23 protein-coding genes are annotated in these 18,677 nt (G+C 64.5%); 11 read left to right on the top strand and 12 right to left on the bottom strand.

What is annotated here, in order from left to right; genetic code table 11:
- Window positions 1-797: 797 nt before the first annotated feature.
- Entirely contained in the window at window positions 798-1,640 is an 843-nt protein-coding gene (locus GA0061098_RS36130) for an AAA family ATPase (protein ID WP_018318586.1), read from the bottom strand.
- 96 nt (window positions 1,641-1,736) lie between these two features.
- On the bottom strand, window positions 1,737-1,982 hold the full coding sequence (locus GA0061098_RS36125; RefSeq protein WP_018318587.1) for a GlsB/YeaQ/YmgE family stress response membrane protein: 246 nt from the start codon (window positions 1,980-1,982) through the stop codon (window positions 1,737-1,739).
- A 123-nt stretch (window positions 1,983-2,105) separates the two neighbouring features.
- Between GA0061098_RS36125 and GA0061098_RS36120 the strand changes: the two genes are divergently transcribed.
- The 3 genes from GA0061098_RS36120 to sseA all read left to right on the top strand — a co-directional run bounded on the left by GA0061098_RS36120 (window position 2,106) and on the right by sseA (window position 4,802).
- Window positions 2,106-3,281, top strand: coding sequence for a vWA domain-containing protein (locus tag GA0061098_RS36120; RefSeq protein ID WP_028145611.1), 1,176 nt, complete (start codon window positions 2,106-2,108; stop codon window positions 3,279-3,281).
- 131 nt (window positions 3,282-3,412) lie between these two features.
- The gene (locus GA0061098_RS36115; RefSeq protein WP_091966194.1) at window positions 3,413-3,826 is read left to right on the top strand and encodes a rhodanese-like domain-containing protein; all 414 of its coding nucleotides are present in this window, start codon (window positions 3,413-3,415) and stop codon (window positions 3,824-3,826) included.
- 124 nt (window positions 3,827-3,950) lie between these two features.
- Window positions 3,951-4,802, top strand: a complete 852-nt coding sequence (gene sseA, locus GA0061098_RS36110; RefSeq protein ID WP_091966144.1) for a 3-mercaptopyruvate sulfurtransferase — start codon at window positions 3,951-3,953, stop codon at window positions 4,800-4,802.
- Between the two features lie 69 nt (window positions 4,803-4,871).
- Here the strand turns inward: sseA and GA0061098_RS36105 are convergent, their stop codons facing one another.
- Window positions 4,872-5,636 (bottom strand): hypothetical protein, encoded by a 765-nt coding sequence (locus tag GA0061098_RS36105; protein WP_208610713.1) that lies wholly within the window; start codon window positions 5,634-5,636, stop codon window positions 4,872-4,874.
- Between the two features lie 368 nt (window positions 5,637-6,004).
- Between GA0061098_RS36105 and GA0061098_RS36100 the strand changes: the two genes are divergently transcribed.
- Complete coding sequence (locus tag GA0061098_RS36100; RefSeq protein WP_165637822.1) at window positions 6,005-7,207, top strand: L,D-transpeptidase family protein; 1,203 nt, start codon at window positions 6,005-6,007, stop codon at window positions 7,205-7,207.
- A 90-nt stretch (window positions 7,208-7,297) separates the two neighbouring features.
- Here the strand turns inward: GA0061098_RS36100 and GA0061098_RS36095 are convergent, their stop codons facing one another.
- Both GA0061098_RS36095 and GA0061098_RS36090 read right to left on the bottom strand, forming a co-directional pair.
- Window positions 7,298-8,260, bottom strand: a complete 963-nt coding sequence (locus GA0061098_RS36095; RefSeq protein ID WP_091966141.1) for a D-2-hydroxyacid dehydrogenase family protein — start codon at window positions 8,258-8,260, stop codon at window positions 7,298-7,300.
- Between the two features lie 143 nt (window positions 8,261-8,403).
- Window positions 8,404-8,619: a hypothetical protein gene (locus GA0061098_RS36090; protein ID WP_091966140.1), complete on the bottom strand. Its 216-nt coding sequence runs from the start codon at window positions 8,617-8,619 to the stop codon at window positions 8,404-8,406.
- Between the two features lie 234 nt (window positions 8,620-8,853).
- On the opposite strand from GA0061098_RS36090, the gene ettA reads away from it, so the two are divergent.
- Complete coding sequence (gene ettA / locus GA0061098_RS36085; protein WP_091966139.1) at window positions 8,854-10,503, top strand: energy-dependent translational throttle protein EttA; 1,650 nt, start codon at window positions 8,854-8,856, stop codon at window positions 10,501-10,503.
- A 7-nt stretch (window positions 10,504-10,510) separates the two neighbouring features.
- Window positions 10,511-11,737, top strand: a complete 1,227-nt coding sequence (locus GA0061098_RS36080) for a lytic murein transglycosylase (protein ID WP_091966138.1) — start codon at window positions 10,511-10,513, stop codon at window positions 11,735-11,737.
- Window positions 11,738-11,817: 80 nt separating this feature from the next.
- Here GA0061098_RS36080 and GA0061098_RS36075 read toward each other — a convergent pair whose 3' ends face one another.
- Both GA0061098_RS36075 and GA0061098_RS36070 read right to left on the bottom strand, forming a co-directional pair.
- On the bottom strand, window positions 11,818-12,102 hold the full coding sequence (locus GA0061098_RS36075) for a hypothetical protein (RefSeq protein WP_091966137.1): 285 nt from the start codon (window positions 12,100-12,102) through the stop codon (window positions 11,818-11,820).
- 238 nt (window positions 12,103-12,340) lie between these two features.
- The gene (locus GA0061098_RS36070; protein WP_091966193.1) at window positions 12,341-12,664 is read right to left on the bottom strand and encodes a hypothetical protein; all 324 of its coding nucleotides are present in this window, start codon (window positions 12,662-12,664) and stop codon (window positions 12,341-12,343) included.
- 134 nt (window positions 12,665-12,798) lie between these two features.
- On the opposite strand from GA0061098_RS36070, the gene GA0061098_RS36065 reads away from it, so the two are divergent.
- The 3 genes from GA0061098_RS36065 (at window position 12,799) to bfr (ending at window position 14,164) form a co-directional block, all read left to right on the top strand.
- Window positions 12,799-13,107 (top strand): hypothetical protein, encoded by a 309-nt coding sequence (locus tag GA0061098_RS36065; protein WP_091966192.1) that lies wholly within the window; start codon window positions 12,799-12,801, stop codon window positions 13,105-13,107.
- Between the two features lie 161 nt (window positions 13,108-13,268).
- Complete coding sequence (locus GA0061098_RS36060; protein WP_018318601.1) at window positions 13,269-13,541, top strand: (2Fe-2S)-binding protein; 273 nt, start codon at window positions 13,269-13,271, stop codon at window positions 13,539-13,541.
- Between the two features lie 134 nt (window positions 13,542-13,675).
- Window positions 13,676-14,164, top strand: coding sequence for a bacterioferritin (bfr, locus tag GA0061098_RS36055; protein WP_011089420.1), 489 nt, complete (start codon window positions 13,676-13,678; stop codon window positions 14,162-14,164).
- Between the two features lie 186 nt (window positions 14,165-14,350).
- On the opposite strand, the gene GA0061098_RS36050 is transcribed toward bfr, so the two are convergent.
- The 3 genes from GA0061098_RS36050 to GA0061098_RS36040 all read right to left on the bottom strand — a co-directional run bounded on the left by GA0061098_RS36050 (window position 14,351) and on the right by GA0061098_RS36040 (window position 16,608).
- The gene (locus GA0061098_RS36050; RefSeq protein WP_091966136.1) at window positions 14,351-14,953 is read right to left on the bottom strand and encodes an MSMEG_1061 family FMN-dependent PPOX-type flavoprotein; all 603 of its coding nucleotides are present in this window, start codon (window positions 14,951-14,953) and stop codon (window positions 14,351-14,353) included.
- A 76-nt stretch (window positions 14,954-15,029) separates the two neighbouring features.
- A complete protein-coding gene (locus tag GA0061098_RS36045; RefSeq protein ID WP_091966135.1) occupies window positions 15,030-15,383 on the bottom strand; it encodes a hypothetical protein in 354 nt (117 codons plus the stop codon).
- A 148-nt stretch (window positions 15,384-15,531) separates the two neighbouring features.
- Complete coding sequence (locus GA0061098_RS36040) at window positions 15,532-16,608, bottom strand: alpha/beta fold hydrolase (RefSeq protein WP_091966191.1); 1,077 nt, start codon at window positions 16,606-16,608, stop codon at window positions 15,532-15,534.
- A gap of 129 nt (window positions 16,609-16,737) precedes the next feature.
- Between GA0061098_RS36040 and GA0061098_RS36035 the strand changes: the two genes are divergently transcribed.
- A complete protein-coding gene (locus tag GA0061098_RS36035) occupies window positions 16,738-17,004 on the top strand; it encodes a DUF2277 domain-containing protein (RefSeq protein ID WP_091966134.1) in 267 nt (88 codons plus the stop codon).
- Between the two features lie 199 nt (window positions 17,005-17,203).
- On the top strand, window positions 17,204-17,425 hold the full coding sequence (locus GA0061098_RS36030) for a hypothetical protein (protein ID WP_091966133.1): 222 nt from the start codon (window positions 17,204-17,206) through the stop codon (window positions 17,423-17,425).
- Window positions 17,426-17,572: 147 nt separating this feature from the next.
- Here the strand turns inward: GA0061098_RS36030 and GA0061098_RS36025 are convergent, their stop codons facing one another.
- A complete protein-coding gene (locus GA0061098_RS36025) occupies window positions 17,573-18,082 on the bottom strand; it encodes a collagen-like domain-containing protein (protein ID WP_091966132.1) in 510 nt (169 codons plus the stop codon).
- Window positions 18,083-18,268: 186 nt separating this feature from the next.
- Window positions 18,269-18,517 (bottom strand): helix-turn-helix domain-containing protein, encoded by a 249-nt coding sequence (locus GA0061098_RS36020; protein ID WP_028145592.1) that lies wholly within the window; start codon window positions 18,515-18,517, stop codon window positions 18,269-18,271.
- Window positions 18,518-18,677: the final 160 nt, after the last annotated feature.

Here is an 18,677-nt window from a genome sequence, read left to right as displayed (position 1 = left end):
TTGTCGTGCGGACGCTGGAAGGCTGGGGCCGGGCCCTTATTTTGGTGAAGCCCGCTGAAACAGCCCGGATCAGGGTAACGCAAAACCCCTTATTTCATAGAGTTTTTGTAGTTTCGGCGTGTTTCACCGAATGCCAAAATATAGACCTGTGGTCCTGGCCGTCGTTGCTACGGCCAAGCTCTTGCGAATGCGGCAGCCGCGTCAACCGGCGCGGCGCCGGCGAATTTCGCAGGAGTGAGGGAGGCCAGAAGGAAAGTTCGGCTCCCGGGAGAGCACGGCATAAGCCGTCCGACCATCGCGCAGGGAAGGCCGTGTGTTCGGCCACACCTGTATGCTGCTGTGCGGTTTTCTGCGTGTGCCTTTTGCGCAGCAGACCGCGGGTGCGAGCCAGCACCCGGCCTTCCCTGCGCCCTCGTTCTTGGAGGGTGGAGCGATTGAAGCAAAGCTCGGGCGAGATGCGCCGCGAGGATGCGAAGGCGTGTCTGCGATCAGGATGTCAGTTGGAGGGGGGGCGGCCGCCTGCTCCGTCATTGCGAGGAGCCCTTGCGACGAAGCAATCCAGAATCTCTCTGCGGAAAGACTCTGGATTGCTTCGCTTCCGCCGTCGCTCTTCGGGCTATGGCGGACAAGCCGCTCGCAATGACGATGGGGAGGCCGCGGTGCGTCACACCGCACTCTCGGGCTCCGGATGCGGTCCGTAGGATGGGTAGAGCGAAGCGAAACCCATCGCTCGCTCTTTCCGGGAGGACCTGATGATGGGTTTCGCTACGCTCTACCCATCCTACAAGTCTGTCTTCTCACACTTCCCGTCGGCTCAAAAACGCCAGCCGCTCGAACAGATGCACATCCTGCTCGTTCTTGAGCAGCGCACCGTGCAGCGGCGGGATCAGTTTGCGCGGGTCGCGCTCGCGCAGCTGCTCGACGCTCATGTCCTCGTTGAGCAGCAGCTTGAGCCAGTCGAGCAGCTCCGACGTCGACGGCTTCTTCTTCAGCCCGGGCACCTCGCGCACCTCGAAGAAGATGCGCAGCGCCTCTTCCACCAGGCGCTTCTTGATGCCGGGGAAGTGGACGTCGACGATCCGATGCATGGTGTCGGCATCGGGGAACTTGATGTAGTGGAAGAAGCAGCGGCGCAGGAAGGCGTCCGGCAGCTCCTTCTCGTTGTTGGAGGTGATCATCATGATCGGGCGCTGCTTGGCCTTGATCGTCTCGCCGGTCTCGTAGACATGGAATTCCATGCGATCGAGCTCGAGCAGCAGATCGTTCGGGAATTCGATGTCGGCCTTGTCGATCTCGTCGATCAAGAGCACCGGGCGCTGTTCGGCCGTGAAGGCTTCCCACAGCTTGCCGCGCTTGATGTAGTTCTTGATGTCGGACACGCGCGCGTCGCCGAGCTGGCTGTCGCGCAGGCGCGACACCGCGTCGTATTCGTAGAGGCCCTGCTGCGCCTTGGTGGTGGACTTGATGTGCCAGGTCAGAAGCGGGGCGTTCAGCGCCTTGGCGACTTCCTCCGCCAGCACGGTCTTGCCGGTGCCGGGCTCGCCCTTGATGAGCAGCGGGCGCTCCAGCACGATCGAGGCATTGACGGCGACCTTGAGATCGTCGGTCGCAACATAGTCCTTGGTGCCGGTAAATTTCATTGCGTGTCCTTGGGTAATCGTCGGCGCGAGGCGCGGGCCCCGGTCGCGACAAGGGAACGGCCGCTCGCGGCGGCCGTTCCTGGTTCGGTCAGGCTTTCAGACCCGTTTTATCAGCGAAAGGATGACGAGCACAATCACCGCGCCGATGGTGGCGTCCACGATGGCGCCGACCGTGCCTGTTGCCAGCTGAATGTGCAGCTGGGGCAACACCCAGCTTGCGACCAGCGCGCCGATGATGCCGACAACGATGTTGCCGATCAGTCCAAATCCCGCCCCGTGGACAATCTTGCCCGCAAGCCAGCCTGCGATCGCGCCGATGATGAGCGCTGCGACAATTCCCATTGCAAACGTCCCCAAAACAACCCCGTGAGGGCCCCAATTCTAGAGCAAAAAGCTTCCCGGTCCAGCGCCCCGCGGCGGTCTCCGCCCCTTGACGTCAGCCACCCGACGGGCAATCTGTCACCCATGTTTCTGCAATTCTTCACCTCTCTGCGCGACGCGCAGGTCCCCGTGACGCTGCGCGAATACCTCACGCTGATGGAGGCGCTCGACGCTGACCTGTCGGATTATTCGGTCGAGAATTTCTATTACCTGTCCCGCACCTCGCTGGTGAAGGACGAACGCAACCTCGACAAGTTCGACCGCGTCTTCGGCACGGTGTTCAAGGGGCTGGAAAATCTGCTCGACGCCATGGAGAAGGCGGAGATCCCCGAGGAGTGGCTGAAGAAGCTCGCTGAAAAATACCTGACTGACGAAGAGAAGAAGCAGATCGAGGCCATGGGCTGGGACAAGCTCATGGAGACGCTGAAGAAGCGCCTCGAGGAGCAGAAGGGCCGCCACCAGGGCGGCTCGAAGTGGATCGGCACCGCTGGCACCTCGCCGTTCGGCGCCCACGGCTACAATCCCGAAGGCGTGCGCATCGGCCAGGAGAAGAACCGCAACAACCGCGCCGTGAAGGTGTGGGACAAGCGCGAGTTCAAGGATTTGGACGGCAATGTCGAGCTCGGTATCCGCAACATCAAGGTGGCGCTGCGCCGCCTGCGCAAATTCGCGCGCACCGGCGCGCCCGACGAGCTCGATCTCGACACCACCATCCGCGAGACCGCCAATCACGGCTATCTCGACGTGCACATGCGACCCGAGCGGCGCAATGCGGTGAAGCTCCTGGTGTTCTTCGATATCGGCGGCTCCATGGACGCGCATATCGAGCAGGTCGAGGAGCTGTTCTCGGCGGCGAAGAGCGAGTTCAAGCACATGGAGTATTTCTACTTCCACAACTGTCTCTATGAAGGCGTGTGGAAGCAGAACAAGCGCCGTTTCACCGACCGCACGCCGACCTGGGACGTGCTGCACAAATATCCGCACGACTACAAGATCGTGTTCGTCGGCGACGCCTCGATGTCGCCTTATGAGATCATGGTGCCCGGCGGCTCGGTCGAGCACGTCAACGAGGAACCCGGCTCGGTCTGGCTCGACCGCATCATCCGCACCTATCCGCATGCAGTGTGGCTGAACCCGGTCGCTCAGAAGCATTGGGATTATTCGGAATCCACCACCATCATCAAACGCATTTTTGCGAACCGCATGTACCCGATCACGATCGAGGGGCTTGAGGGCGCGATGAAGGAATTGACGCACTAGCGCCGTCCATCGTCATTCCGGGGCTCGCGCAGCGAGAACCCGGAATCTCGAGATGATCAACTGCCGCTCGAGATTCCAGGTTCGCGACTTCGTCGCGCCCCGGAATGACAGCAAAGAAGAGGGAGAACCACATGCCCCAAAACATCACCCGCGGCATCAAGGCGCTGATCGACGAGGCCAATGCCGAGATCGAGACGCTCAACGCCAAGGACGCCATCGAGATCTCCAAGAACGGCGATGTCGTCATCGTCGACATCCGCGACCCCCGCGAGATCGAGCGCGACGGCCGCATCCCCGGCGCGTTCGCCTGCACCCGCGGCATGCTGGAATTCTGGATCGATCCGCAGAGCCCCTACGCCAAGCCGGTCTTCCAGGAGGACAAGAAGTTCGTCTTCCACTGCGCCGGCGGCCTGCGCTCCGCACTCGCGGCCAAGACCGCGCAGGACATGGGCCTCAAGCCCGTCGCCCACATCGCCGGCGGCTACGCCGCCTGGCGCGATGCCGGCGGGCCGACCGAGCAGTGGGAGCCGAAGAAGAAGTTGTGATCGCTCTCGTCATTCCGGGGCGCGACGAAGTCGCGAACCCGGAATCCATTCATCCCCAACTCCGCGGCCCGATGGATTCCGGGTTCGCGCTTCGCGCGTCCCGGAATGACAAGGAATAACTCGCATGGCCACCGACCCCCTCGTCTCCACCGAATGGCTCGCCGCCCACATCAACGATGCCAACGTCAAAGTGCTCGACGCCAGCTTCAAGCTGCCGGGCGTGCTGCCGCTGCCGAAGGACGATTATCTCGCCGCGCACCTGCCGGGCGCTGCGTTCTTCGACGTCGATGCGGTGTCGGATCATTCCAACCCGCTGCCGCACATGTATCCGAGCGCCGAGCAGTTCGGCCGTGACATCGGCAATCTCGGCATCTCCAACGCCGACACCGTCGTGCTCTATGATGCCGGCGGCTGGGTTGCCGCGCCGCGCGCATGGTGGATGTTCCTGGCCTTCGGCCACGGCAACGTGCGCATCCTCAATGGCGGGTTGAAGAAGTGGCGCGCCGAGGGGCGAGCGGTCGAGAGCGGCGAGGTGAAGCCGAAGCCGGAGACGTTCAAGGCGAGCTACGATTCAAATCGCGTGCGCAGCATGCAGCAGCTGGTGGCCAACGTCGAAAGCCGTGCCGAGCAGGTGATCGACGCGCGCGCTGCCGACCGCTTCGAGGGCCGCGCGCCCGAGCCGCGTGCGGGCATCCGCTCCGGCCACATCCCCGGCGCCCGCAACGTGCCCTACAATCAGCTGTTCGATGCCGCGACCGGCACGATGAAGCCGCTCGAGGATCTGCGAGCCGCCTTCACCAGCGCCGGCGTCAAGCTCGATGCGCCGATCGTGACGAGCTGCGGCTCCGGCGTGTCGGCCGGCGTGCTGACGCTGGCGCTCTATCGCCTTGGGATCACCGAAACCGCGCTCTATGACGGCTCGTGGTCGGAATGGGGCCAGGAAAAAGGCCCGCCGATCGCGACCGGGCCGGCGTGAGTCATTCGGATATCGCCGCGCTGAAGGTGCGCTCCCTCCCCGCAAGCGGGGCGAGGTAAAGCAAGCGCATCATCGCGTGCGCGTGGTCGTCGTCGCGAAGGTCTGCGGCTGGCCGAACGGATCGAGCTGCTGCTGTAGCTGCTGAGGCGGCGGACGTCGCACCACGCGGTGTCGCTTCTTCGCCTTCGCCTTGCGCTTGGTCGCCTTGTCGTCAGCCTTGCTATCGACCTTGCTCTCGGTCTTGGCCTTCGCCGGCGCATCCTTCACGGCCGTCGTCGCCGGCTCGTTCAAAGCGGCCAGCTTGGCCGAGGCGGCATCGAGTGCGGAGGACGCCAGGGCCGCGCTGGGATCGACTGGCGCCGGCTCGCTGGCGGTCGCGGCTGGCTCGGCCGCGGGGATCGACGCCGTGGTGTCGGCAGGGGTGAGCGTGTCGGCGGGCGCCGGCGCTGCGGCCTCCGTCGTCGTCTCGGCCTTGGCCGGTTCGGCGACCGGGACGTCAGCCGGAGGTGCCGCGACCTGGGACTGAGCCTCGGTCTCGGTCGTCAGCACGGCGACCTGGTCGGGCTCGCTTTCGGGCAGTCCAATGGTCGGCACCTTGTCGCGCAGCGACGGCTCGGGCTCGGCGGTCGGCTCCGCGCGGAGGACCGCGAGCACCGGTTGGGCCGGCTCGGGAGCCTGCGCGAACATCTGCTCCTGCGGGCCGTTCCGCCAGGAGGGGTTGCTGACATACTGCTCATGGCTCGCCCGCAGCAGTGCGGCGGCGCCCAGGCCGAACACCAGGATGGAGACTGACAGCAGGATCGCGGCAAACAGGAAGCGAAAGCCGGGAAGCATCGAGCGGTTGCGAATTTCCGCCCCGGCGGCGAAGAGGCCAGGGCCCAAGAGCCATCTGAACGCGGTGACGGTACTGTTTGCCGCGTTCGCCACGCGGGGATCGGGAGTCCAAATGGGCGGCGAATCAGGCTGATTCGAACATACCGCAACGATTCCGACCCGTTCCGCAAAAAACGGGCCGAAGACTCCGGCAATTGACGCCATGAGCTGATTTCCGCCCCGTGATGCAACGGGGCAACGGTAGTCTTGCGGATCACAAATCGGCAGGTCCGGCGCAAATAAGCCTGATATGTCTTGAATGTGCCGCTATCTTCGGCCATCTGGCCGTTAACGGTCCGATCGGGCTTGGGGACTATACAAGAGCGATGATGATCAAACACTTTCTGACGATATGCGCTGCCGCAACAGTCGCTGCGGCGGGAACCTCGCTCGCGCAGGCTCAGAGCTATCCGGTTCAGCAGGCACCGAGCTACGGCGCTCCGGCCGAATATCGGCCCGGTGACCGCACGCCGAATTTCGACGCGCTGGAAGATGACGACGATGCGATGCCGCAGGCATCGTTGCCGCCGCCCGGCCCGGCCGACGATCCGCGCTATGGCCGCCCGGTCGGCTCTCCCCCGGTCTACTCGGCCGCGCCGCCGCGGGGTCCGGTGATGTCACCGGATGATCCGCGTTATGGCCGTCCGACCGGCGCGCCGGTCTATTCGGCCGCACCGCCGCAGGGCCCCGTGATGTCGCCCGACGATCCCCGCTACGGCCGGCCCGCCGGTCCGCCGCCGGTGATCTATGCCAATCGTCCGGGCCAAGGTCAGGCCCCCGCCGGTGACGGCATGCGTCCGCCGGAGGCCGTTGGTGGTCCCGCCGCGACCGGAACGGTCCAGGCCGGGCAGCCGCCGGTCGGCGCTGACGGAAGGCCGATGACGATGGCCGCGCTGCCGCCCGAGGAGCAGCCCGATGCTGCGCCGGTGCAGTTGCCGCAAAACCTGCGCCGCCAGGAGGTCTCGTTCCAGACCAAGGAGCCCGCGGGCACCCTCGTGGTCGATACGCCCAACACCTATCTCTACTACGTGCTCGGAGGCGGCCGTGCGATCCGCTACGGCGTCCGCGTCGGCCGCGACGGCTTCACCTGGACCGGCGTGCAGAAGATCACCCGCAAGGCCGAGTGGCCGGATTGGCATCCGCCGACCGAGATGATCGAGCGCCAGCCTTATCTGCCGCGCTTCATGGCCGGCGGCCCCGGCAATCCGCTCGGCGCCCGTGCGATGTATCTCGGCTCGACCGTCTACCGCATTCACGGCACCAACCAGCCCTCGACCATCGGCAAGTTCGTCTCGTCCGGCTGCATCGGCATGCTGAACGAGGACGTCTCCGACCTGTTCGATCGCGTCAAGGTCGGCACCCGCGTGGTGGTGATGCCGGGTGGCTCGCCGCCGGGAACGGCGACCGCCTCTGCGGCGCCCGCGCCCGGTCCTGCCGCAGGTCCGGCTCCGATGGCCGCCCAGTCCGGTCCAGTTCCCGGCACGCAGCCGACCGTGGTGCCGCCGCTGCCCGCGCCGGTCACCGTGCGCTAAGCGCGTCGAGAATATTCAGATTGCAAAAGGGCGTGCCATCGGCACGCCCCAGTTTTTTAGGATCCGCGTCATTCAGGCCAGCTTGGTCATTCAGGCCAGCTTCCGCGGCAGCTCGCGGCCCCCGGTGAAGGCGTCGATCGCCTCGACCATCTGGCCGTAATGGATGCGCAGTCCGTCCTCGGTGGCGTAGCCGAGATGCGGCGTCAGCACGAGGTTGTCGAGCTTGCGGAAGGGATGGTCGACCGGTAGCGGCTCGACCGCGAACACGTCGATGCCGGCGCCCGCGATCTTCCGCTGCTGCAACGCCTCAAGCAGCGCCTGCTCGTCCACGATCGGCCCGCGCGCGGTGTTGACGAGGAACGCGGTCGGCTTCATTCGCGCGAGATCGGCGGCGCCGACCAGCCCGCGCGAGCGCTCGCTCAGCACCACATGGATGGTGACGATGTCAGCCTTGGCGAACAACTCCTCCTTGGTGGCGTAGCCGACGCCGGCCGCCGCGCATTTCTCGGGCGTGAGGTTCGGGCTCCAGGCGATCACGTTCATGCCGAACGCCTTGGCGATCCCGGCCATCCTGCTGCCGAGCTTGCCGAGCCCGACAATGCCGAGCGTCATGCCCTCGATCTCGACGCCGGCAAAGGTCTGCCAGGGCTCGCCGGCATGCATGCGCGCGTTCTCGCGGCCGATGCCGCGGGTCAGCTCCAGGATCAGCCCCATGGTGAGGGGCGCTGTGGGATCGCGCGAATATTGCGTGCCGCCGATGGTGACGCCGCGCGCCTTCGCGGCATCCATGTCGATCGCGGCATTGCGCATGCCTGACGTGAGCAGCAGCTTCAGCTTCGGCAGGCTCTCGAACAGGCTCTTCGGAAATGCCGTCCGCTCGCGCATCGCGCAGATGATCTCGAAATCAGCCAGCGCGCTGGCTGCGGCCTGTTCGGAGGCGAAGGGATGGCTGAACACGGTGACGTCGAGGCGGTCGGACAGTTTCTGCCAGTCGGCGACGTCGAGCGCGAGGTTGAAATAGTCGTCGAGAATTGCACAGCGCAGCCGGCTCATCAGCGTTCATCCATGGCCAGAGTTGATGGCGAGAGGTGAGGGCGCTGGGCGAGCGCCATCGTCGGAACCAGGCCATGGTTGCGCGCAATCAGGACGGCGCGCAAGCCGCTTGCGTCTTCAAAAGTCCGCTAGGAAGGAGGCGCTCAGAGATCCCGGGGCTTGAGGCGGAACGGCGCATCCATGCCGTGCTTGGCGCGCCAGGCGGGACCGGGGCCACGCATGTAGTGCAGTTCGGGCCGGTAGGGATTGAAGGCGGTGGCGAAGAAGCGCTTCCAGAATCCCATGACCTCCGAGATGAGCCCGGAGACGTGGCCGGCTTCTGCCGGAACAGGAAGTGAGTTGGTCTCGATCAGAGCCATGATGCGGCCTCGCTGTGCTCCCGTTCGTTCTGAGCGGGTGGCGCTGTTTCCGCGCGAAACCGAGCTTTCGGCCTGATTTATTAAAAGATGGTTTCAATTGTCCGGATCGGTGACCGGATGGTGTCCGTCCCGTATTCATCCGTGGTGAACGGACGGAAAACATTGCCCTTTGGGGGCGGGATCGCTACATCGCAGGCTAAGCAAATTTCCTCAAATCGAAGGTTTTCGGGACCGATGGCGCGCCAGTTCATCTATTTCATGCAGGGCCTGACCAAGAGCTACCCGACCCGGAAGGTGCTCGATAACATCCATCTGTCGTTCTACCCGGACGCCAAGATCGGCGTGCTCGGCGTCAACGGCTCGGGCAAGTCGACGCTGCTCAAGATCATGGCTGGCCTCGACAAGGAGTATAACGGCGAGGCTTGGGTCGCGCAGGGCGCCCGCGTCGGCTATCTCGAGCAGGAACCGCATCTCGATCCCGCACTCAGCGCGCGCGAGAACGTCATGTTGGGCGTCGCCAAGCAGAAGGCCATCCTCGATCGCTACAATGAGCTGGCGATGAACTACTCCGAGGAGACCGCCGACGAGATGACCAAGCTGCAGGACGAGATCGAGGCCCAGGGCCTCTGGGATCTCGACAGCAAGGTCGACCAGGCCATGGACGCGCTGCGCTGCCCGCCCGACGATGCCGACGTCACCAAGCTCTCGGGCGGTGAGCGCCGCCGCGTCGCGCTGTGCAAGCTGCTGCTCGACCAGCCCGAGCTGTTGCTGCTGGACGAGCCGACCAACCATCTCGATGCCGAATCGGTGTCGTGGCTGGAAGGCCATCTGCGCAACTATCCCGGCGCCATCCTGATCGTCACCCACGATCGCTACTTCCTCGACAACGTCACGAGCTGGATCCTCGAGCTCGATCGCGGCAAGGGCATTCCCTACGAGGGCAACTACTCGTCCTGGCTGGTGCAGAAGCAGAAGCGGCTGGAGCAGGAGGGACGCGAGGACGCCGCGCACCAGAAGACGCTTGCCCGCGAGCAGGAATGGGTCGCCTCGTCGCCGAAGGCGCGCCAGGCCAAGTCCAAGGCGCGCTACCAGCGCTACGAAGACTTGCTCAAGCAGGCGAGCGAGAAGCAGACCCAGACCGCGCAGATCATCATTCCGGTTGCCGAGCGGCTCGGCGCCAACGTGGTCGACTTCGAGGGCCTCAGCAAAGGCTTTGGCGATCGCCTGCTGATCGACGATCTCACCTTCAAGCTGCCGCCCGGCGGCATCGTGGGCGTGATCGGCGCCAACGGCGCCGGCAAGACCACGCTGTTCAAGATGATCACCAAGCAGGACACGCCGGACAAGGGCACCATCACGGTCGGCGAGACCGTGCATCTCGGTTATGTCGACCAGTCGCGCGACGCGCTCGACGGCAACAAGAACGTGTGGGAGGAGATCTCCGGCGGCAACGAGCTGATCCTGCTCGGCAAGAAGGAAGTGAACTCGCGCGGCTATTGCTCGGCCTTCAACTTCAAGGGCGCCGACCAGCAGAAGAAGGTCGGTGCGCTCTCCGGCGGTGAGCGCAACCGCGTGCATCTCGCCAAGATGCTGAAGTCCGGCGCCAACGTCCTGCTGCTCGACGAGCCGACCAACGACCTCGACGTCGACACGCTGCGCGCGCTCGAAGAGGCGCTGGAGGATTTTGCCGGCTGCGCCGTCATCATCAGCCATGATCGCTGGTTCCTCGACCGCATCGCGACCCACATGCTGGCCTTCGAGGGCGACAGCCACGTCGAATGGTTCGAAGGCAACTTCCAGGACTACGAGAAGGACAAGATGCGCCGGCTCGGCCAGGACAGCATCATTCCGCACCGCGTGAAGTACAAGAAGCTGACGCGGTGATCCCGGCATGATGCGGCGGGCGCTCATTGCTGCGGTGATCGTTGTCACCTGCGGCTGGTCGTCCGCCCGCGCCGCCGATGCCGCCTTCACGCAGTTCATCGCATCGCTGTGGCCGGAGGCGCAGGCAGAAGGCGTCTCGCGCAAGACGTTCGACGAGCAGACGCGCGGGCTCGAGCCCGACTACAAGCTGCCTGATCTCATCCTGCCGGGACGGCCCGCGCTAGGTGCGCCGTCGCAGGCCGAGTTCGTGCAGGTGCCGGCCGATTACGTCAAGGAAGCCTCGATCGCGCGGCTTGCGGGCGAGGGGCAGCGGCTGCTGCAGAAATATCGCGCTTCGCTGAGCGAGATCGAGAAGAAGTCCGGCGTGCCGGCAACCGTGATGCTCGCTATCTGGGGCCGCGAGACCGATTACGGCCGCTACACGCTGCCTTACGATCTCGTCCGCGTGCTGGCGACGCAGGCCTATGTCGGGCGACGCAAGGATCAATACCGCACCGAGTTCATCCTTGCGCTGAAGATCCTCGGCGATGGCGTGGTGACGCGCAAGGACATGCGCTCGTCCTGGGCCGGCGCCACCGGGCTGACGCAGTTCCTGCCGTCCGAATATTACAAGCATGGCGTCGATTTCGACGGCGACGGCCGCATCGACATCTGGCATTCGGTGCCGGATGCGCTGGCGTCCGCCGCGCAGCAGCTCGTCAACAAGGGTTGGCAGAGCGGCGTGCGCTGGGCCTACGAGGTGCAGGCGCCGTCGAAGGTCGATTGCACCACCGGCGTGCCCGAGGTGACGAAGCCGATCAGCCAGTGGCTGCGTGAAGGTTTCGTGCCGGTGCGCGGGCAGAAGCTGAGTGCCACTGAACAGGCGCAGCCGGCCTCGCTGCTCCAGCCGGAAGGCATCTATGGCCCGTCATTCCTGACCACGAAGAACTACTTCGTCATCAAGGAATACAATTTCTCCGATCTCTATGTGCTGTTCGTCGGTCATCTCGGCGACCGCATGACGAGCCCGCTTCCGTTCGCAACGCCATGGGCGGCCTCGAAGCAAATGCGCACCAAAGATGTCGAGACCATGCAGCGTGGGCTTACGCGCGCCGGGCTCTACAAGGACAAGATCGACGGCAAGGCCGGCATGCAGACGCGCGCCGCGCTCGGTGCCTATCAGAAGTCGGCAAGCCTCAAGGTCGATTGCTGGCCGAGCGAAGAGGTGCTGCGCTCGATCCAGGCGGCGCGATAGCGCGCGACCAAAGAAAAAGCCCGGCCGATGGTCTCGGCCGGGCTTCGATCGCGGCGCTCACGAGCGCCGGTGCGATCAGATCAGTAGCAGACTCGAACCGGGCGAACGACCCAGCCGTAACCGTCCCAATAACGCTGACGCTGCCAGTAGCAGGGCGGGGGCGGCGGGCCGGGCTCGGCGACGTAAACGGGGCCGCCATAGGCGGGGCGGCTCGACGCAATGGCGCCGCCGACGATCGCGCCGCCGATCAGGCCGGCAGCGAGCCCAGCGCCGATGCCGTCATGCGCCTTCGCGGACGGAGTGGCAGTCACCAGCGAACCGGCGACCGTCGCAACCGTGAGGGCGGCAACTAAAGTCTTCTTCATGCTCTTGGCTCTCCTGGGAGATGGGTTCCTCTTGTTAGAGGCGCCCGGGTTTCAAAGGTTCACGCACACGCTGATGGAATTGGCCGTGCAGCTAGGAAGCGCGCAATTGGTCAACCCACGGTAAACGCGCACGGAGCTGTGACGAGAAAAAGCGGTCTTTTTCAGGCCCCGAGATGAACGGCGCATCCGTAGCGAAGCGGTCAGCCGAAGCGGTCGCGATGGACCGGTTCGAGTCGCTTCAGCCGCAGACTCTGACGCGGCGGGCGCGCCAGGCATAGCCGTCCCAGAAGCGCTGCTTCTGCCAGACGCAGCCGCCGCCGTAATAGTCGTCAGAGACATAGCCCGGACCCGGCGCATAGTAACGGGGCGGGTAATAGCCGGGTTCGTAATAGCCGGGGCCGGGTCCGTAATAATACGGAGAGGCCAGCGCGCCGCCGACAATGGCGCCGCCGATGATGCCGGCCGCTACGCCCGCCGCGACGCCGCGCTGTGCATGGGCCGGGGTTCCGGCCGCAACGGCCAAGGAGGCGACGGCGGCGACCGTCAGGAGCAACTTCTTCATCGGCTTGACCTTTCGTACGAACACGCGGGAACCCTTTGGGAGCAGAGTTCCATACTTCGTTTGAATGATCAATGAACGGCACCTTGGTGGCGGGCGACCAATTGATATGGACCGCAGGCTCGGCCATGGAGGCGATGATGGGCAACGCGATGATCAATGCGCTGATTGCTGCCGGGGTCGTGTCCGCGATCGGTTACGGCTGGATCACCCATCTCCAGAACCGCGGCCAGCGGCGCTCCCGCGCCGGGGCGGGTGGCGACGGCAGCAGCAGCGGGGACACCTATTCGGGCAGCAACGGCGGCTTCTCGCTGGGAAGCTGGTTTTCCAGCGACAGCTCGAGCAGCTCGACCGACGGCGGCAGCTGTTCCAGCAGCGATAGCGGCAGCAGTGGCGGCGATTGCGGAGGCGGCGGCGACGGTGGGGGAGGCGGTGGCGGCGATTAGATCCGCTCCAATCTTGATCCAGCGCGACGCTGAAATTTAGGACCGTTCTAGGCTGCTTTTGGGCCAGTTTGGAATAGCTTGAAATACCGCTTTTTCCTTTTGCATCCGGCGGGCCCGTTAAATATCGATGATGACGCATCACCGAAGGGCCTGCCGCTTCCATGATCGTTTGTTCCTGTAACGTGCTGAGCGATGACGACATCCGCGCCGCCGTCGCCGAGTCCGATGACGCCGTGCGCCATGCCAAGCAGGTCTATGGATGCCTCGGCTGTAGCGCCGAATGCGGCCGCTGCGCCCGGACGATCAAGACCATCATCGACGAAGCCCTTGGCCCCTGCGCCCAGTCCTGCTGTGCCGGCTGCCCGCACAACCACACTGTGGCTGCCAATGACGAGGCGGCCGAGCCCGCCCAGTTTGCCCTCGCGGCCTGCTGAAAGCCCTCGCCAGCTCGGCTGAGCTTTTCCCCCGGCTGCGCCGCCGTAGCCAGTTGCCCTCATTCGTAAACTGACTTAGAAGCATTCTAAATTCGGTTTTGGGCCGATTTGGACTGCAAGAGCTGGAGTGAACCATGCAGGGCGACGCAAAAGTCATCGACTATCTCAACAAGGCACTGCGTCACGAACTGACTGCGATCAACCAGTACTGGCTGCACTATCGCTTCCTCGACAATTGGGGCCTCCTCGACATGGCCAAGGTCTGGCGCAAGGAGTCCATCGAGGAGATGGAGCACGCCGACAAGCTCACCGCGCGCATCCTGTTCTTCGACGGCTTTCCGAACATGCAGGTGCTCGATCCCTTGCGCATCGGCCAGAACGTCAAGGAGATCATCGAGTGCGACCTCGCTGCCGAGATGAGCGCGCGTGCGCTCTACCAGGAAGCGGCGACCTACTGCCACGGCGTCAAGGACTACGTCACGCGTGACCTGTTCGAGAAGCTGATGAGCGACGAGGAGCACCACATCGACTTCCTCGAAACCCAGCTCGACCTGATCGGCCGCATCGGCCTCGAGCTCTACACTCAGAAGCACGTCGGTGGGCTCGAGGGTGAGGGGCATTAAGCTCCGGCCACCAGGCGCTTGCTTCGATGTCGTCCCGGCGAACGCCGGGACCCATAACCACAGAAGGTGGTCGTAGCGCGCAACTTGTAACCACGAGTCTTCGTCAAACCACTCCCTGTGGCTATGGATCCCGGATCTGCGCTTCGCTTGTCCGGGACGACACTGTGATCGTCGCGACAGCTACGCCTACAACTGCGTCTTGTAGATCTCTTCCACGGTCTCCTGGCTCGCCGGTTCGCCGAGGCCGGTCTGGTCGTGAATGACCGTGACGATGCTGGGCATCACCGAGCGCTGCACTTTCTCCGGCGACCACAGCTTCGAGCGCATCAGCGCTTTGCCGCAATGGAAATAGACTTCGCTGACGGCGACGTTCAGCACCGCGCGCGGCGGCTTGCCGAATTCCACCATCGCGGCGAGCAGATCCGGATCGGCCGACAGCGTGCCGCGTCCGCCGACGCGTAGCGTCTCGTCGATGCCGGGCACGAAGAACAACAGATGCACGAAGCCCGAGCCTTCGACGACGTTGCGAAAACTGTCGATCCGGTTGTTGCCGGAACGGTCAGGCATCAGCAATTGGTTGGGACCGGCGACGTGGACGAAGCCGGTGCCGCCGCCGCGTGGCGAGGCATCGACGCTGCCGTCCGCGCCCGACGTCGCGAGTACGCAGAACGGCGACATCTCGATGAACTTCTTCGCATGCGCATCGATCGCGGGACGCGCTTTGGCGATCACGCGCGGGCTCGGCTTGGCATAGATGGTGGTGAGGTCTTCGGCGCAAAGATCGGTCAACGGCGGCCTCCGCTTCAGCTTGGCGGCAAGCTACCCGATCGGGCCGCCTCCAGCCAATGGAATCGATAAAGACGTTTTACACGGCATCCGCCGGCACGAAGCAGCTGATGATGATGGCGCCGCGGTGGCGAACGTACCACACCACGGCCTGGCCGACCGGATTGCCCCGGTCGCGGATGATGGCGCGCTCGGGCACCTCCATCCATTGTCCTTCGATCGGCACCCAATAAGCACCGCTGCGCACATCGTAGTCGGTGCGATGGCCGTCCGAGACGTCGCAGCAGGGCACGCCGTTCGGCGCGATCACGCTCTTGAACCAGGCGCGGATATCGGGCGGGATGTGGTCATATTGCCCGTTGTCGAATGCGAGTACGGCGCTGGTCAGCGCCGTCATCGCGACCAGCCAAACGCACAGTGCGAGCCTGTGCATGCGATCCCTCCTCGTCGCGTCCCGCTATTCGCGCGCGAGTCTTGCTCGCGTCGATTCCATCGGTGACGCGATTAAGCCCGAGCTGTCAGCGCATTGCATGCCCAAATAATATGCGGCTCCGAATTGCCGCACATGATGCGCTGCAAAATCAGCGGCGCGCCGATCCGATCGTTTGTTGCGGCGTGCTCTCCAGCAATTGCCGCACCTGTTCGCTGTAGAATTTCGCATTGCCGGTGGTGCCGTGGCCGCGCGTCTCGGCGCTCGCCGGGATCAGATAGAGGCGGCCGTTTTTGACCCGCTTCATGGCCGCGTCCGTGATGCCGGTCTCGGGCGGGTTGCGCTCGTCGTCGGCGGAATTGATCAGCAGCAGCGATGCTTCGATGGCTTCCAGCTTCTCGCCGGCATTATAGTCGTGCGAGGACTCCCACTGGTAGACGAAGTCGTTGGCATCCGCCGTGATCGGCGTCGCCAACCGGTCGTCGACGATCTTGTCGGCCTTGGCTGCGGTCGGCGCCTGCGATTGGTAGGCCAGGGTGCCGCCGATGCTGGCGATGCCGTAGGCGGTGATGGCATATTTCATCATGCGCGGCTGGCTGGCGTAATTGCCGCCATTGTAGTCCGGGTCGTTGCGGATGGTGTCGAGCATGATCCGCCGCAGCATCCAGTTGCGCGACGCCATCTCGGTCGGCTGCGAGGCCATCGGGATCAGCGCGTCCATCGCGTTCGGATATTTCTCGCCCCACAGCCAGGTGTGCATGCCGCCCATCGAATTGCCGATGACGAGCCGCAAATGCTTGACGCCGAGGCCCTCCGTCACCAGGCGATGCTGCGCCTCGACCATGTCGTCGTAATCGTATTTCGGGAAGCTCGTCTTCATCTCGTCGGAGGGCTTCGACGATTTGCCATGACCAATGCCGTCGGGAAGGATGATGTAATATTTGGAGGCGTCGAGCGGTTGCCCCGCGCCGAACAGCTCCCCGGCGAAGGCGGGTGACAGCATGCTTGTGCCCGAGCCGCCCGTGCCGTGCAGCACCAGCACCGGTTGGCCCGAGGGCTCGCCGATTGTGGTGTAGTGTAGCTTCAGCTCCGGCATGGTCTCACCGGTGTGGAACTTGAAGTCCCTGGCGATCCAGTCGCCCTGCTTGGGTGCCGGATAATCGGCGGCCAGGACCGGCATTGAAAAGGACAGCAGGACAGCCGACAGCGCGGCGCAGGAAGCCTTCATGTTTCTCTCCCCATTGCGGCTCATGGTCGGCGGCCGCGTTGCGGTGGAACTTAGCAGAAATGCACGGAAGGATGTAGGATTTCGGCTCCGCTGATCGTCTTCAAGGAAACATCCGGAAGAGGCCCCCGCATGTGCCGCAACATCAAGACGCTGTTCAACTTCGAGCCGCCGGCGACAGAGGATGAGATCTACGCCAGCGCGCTCCAGTTCGTGCGAAAACTGTCCGGCTTCAACAAGCCGTCGCAGGCCAACGAGGCGGCGTTCGACCGCGCAGTGGCCGAGGTCTCGGAGGCTGCGCGAAATCTCCTGACCTCGCTGCATACCCATGCGCCGGCGCGGGACCGCGAGGTCGAGGCGGAAAGGGCCAGGGAGCGATCGCGGCTGCGCTTCGGTTAGAGCATGATCCGGAAAAGTGTGCAGCGGTCTTCCGAAAAGATCATGCTCAAACAACAAACTAAAGCGCGATGACGATTCATCCTAATCTCATCGCGCATTAGAGGGCTCGGCTAATTCGTTCCGTGATCTGGCTCACGGTACGGGGGCGTCTCCTCCTGCAATGATGTCCGCCGGGATTTTGACAGCCCGGAGCAGGATCATGAGCCGCCCCCTTCTTCCGCTGAAAGCAGGTGCCATCGTCTTCACGCTGCTATGGACCGCGTGGATGATGTGGTGGAGCGGCTCGTTCTCGAGCGCCAACGTGATCATCCTGGCCCTGTGCGGCGCAGGGGTCGGCTATCTCTGGTATCGCGCCATGCGCTGGCAGTTCGAGCGCATGGGCGTGCTGCCGCGCAAGGATGACGCTTCCGGCGCGTCTTGATTTGGCTCGGGTCCCGATGCGGTGCGGCGCGAAGTGCCGCTCCGCAGAGCCGGGACCCAGTCATCGTCAGCGCAGCTCCCGGCGATATGGGCCCCGGCTCAGCAGCGCAGCATTGCATGCCGCGCTGGGTCCGGGGCACCGGCATCGCTAATCCCGGCGCTTCTTCTTTTTCTTCTTCTTGTGCTCGTCGCCTTCGCCGTCGTCGCTCTCGTCGTCGACGATGGCCTCATCGGGCTCCTGCACGGCGGCCTCCAGCGCTTCGCGCTCGGCGGCGTCGCGCTCGCGCTGGCGGCGGCGCTCGTCCCAGGCGTCGAACAGCTGATCGAGCCACGGCAGCACCTGTTCGATCGAGGGCAATTGACCTGCCGGCCCAGCCTCGCCGCGCTGGCCTTGCGGCCCCGCCGGCCCCTGCGGTCCGGCAGATCCCTGCGCGCCGGCGGCTCCACGTGGGCCAGCCTCGCCCTGCTTGCCTTGCGGACCGGGCTTGCCCTGAGGTCCCGCCTTTCCGATCGGCCCCGGCTTGCCTTGCGGACCCGGCTTGCCGCGCGCGCCGTCGGGACCGCGCCGGCCGGGATGACCCTGCGGTCCCGGCCGTCCCGGTTCACCCTGCCGTCCGCGCGGCCCTTGAGATCCCTGCCGTTTCTGTTCGTCTGCCACGCCGCTGCTCCCTTGACCGGAAGCAAGCTACTTAGCGGCGTTTGACGACAGCAGCAATTCCGCCGGGACAGCTCACCACGCTTGATCAACATCAATCGGCCGCACGCGGCGCTGACAGCCTCGGTCGTGATGATCGCGCTTGCGGTCATCATCGGCGGATTGATTCAGCGGCGCGTCCTCGGACGCCTAATCCTGATAGGCGGGCACGTCGATGCCGGACGCCGCGTAGATCCTGATCTTGTTGCGCAGCGTACGCACCGACAGGCCGAGCACGCGCGATGCGCGGGTGCGGTTGCCGTCGCAGCGCGCAAGCGTCTGAAGCACGAGCTCGCGCTCGACCTCGTCGACGGTTGCGCCGATCAGAAGCGGAACGATCTGGTTAGGGGCAAGGAATTGCGCGCCCGACTCGGACGCAGCGACATGAACAGTGGTCATCAACACACCTCCCGATCAACGCCCGCTGCCATCTTTGGAAGCGGATCGAGAACCAACGACCCCCAAGCCGTAGATGTACGGTGGGCGGGTTTGGTTAATGAAAAGTTAATCGCGGACGATCGCACCAATTGACCTCAGGAATGCCGCTAAGCCGCCGCGA

Source organism: Bradyrhizobium shewense (genome assembly GCF_900094605.1).
Classification (GTDB): domain Bacteria; phylum Pseudomonadota; class Alphaproteobacteria; order Rhizobiales; family Xanthobacteraceae; genus Bradyrhizobium; species Bradyrhizobium shewense.
The sequence above is the reverse complement of the archived record's forward strand: the minus strand, read 5'-3'. Positions and strand labels throughout refer to the sequence as shown.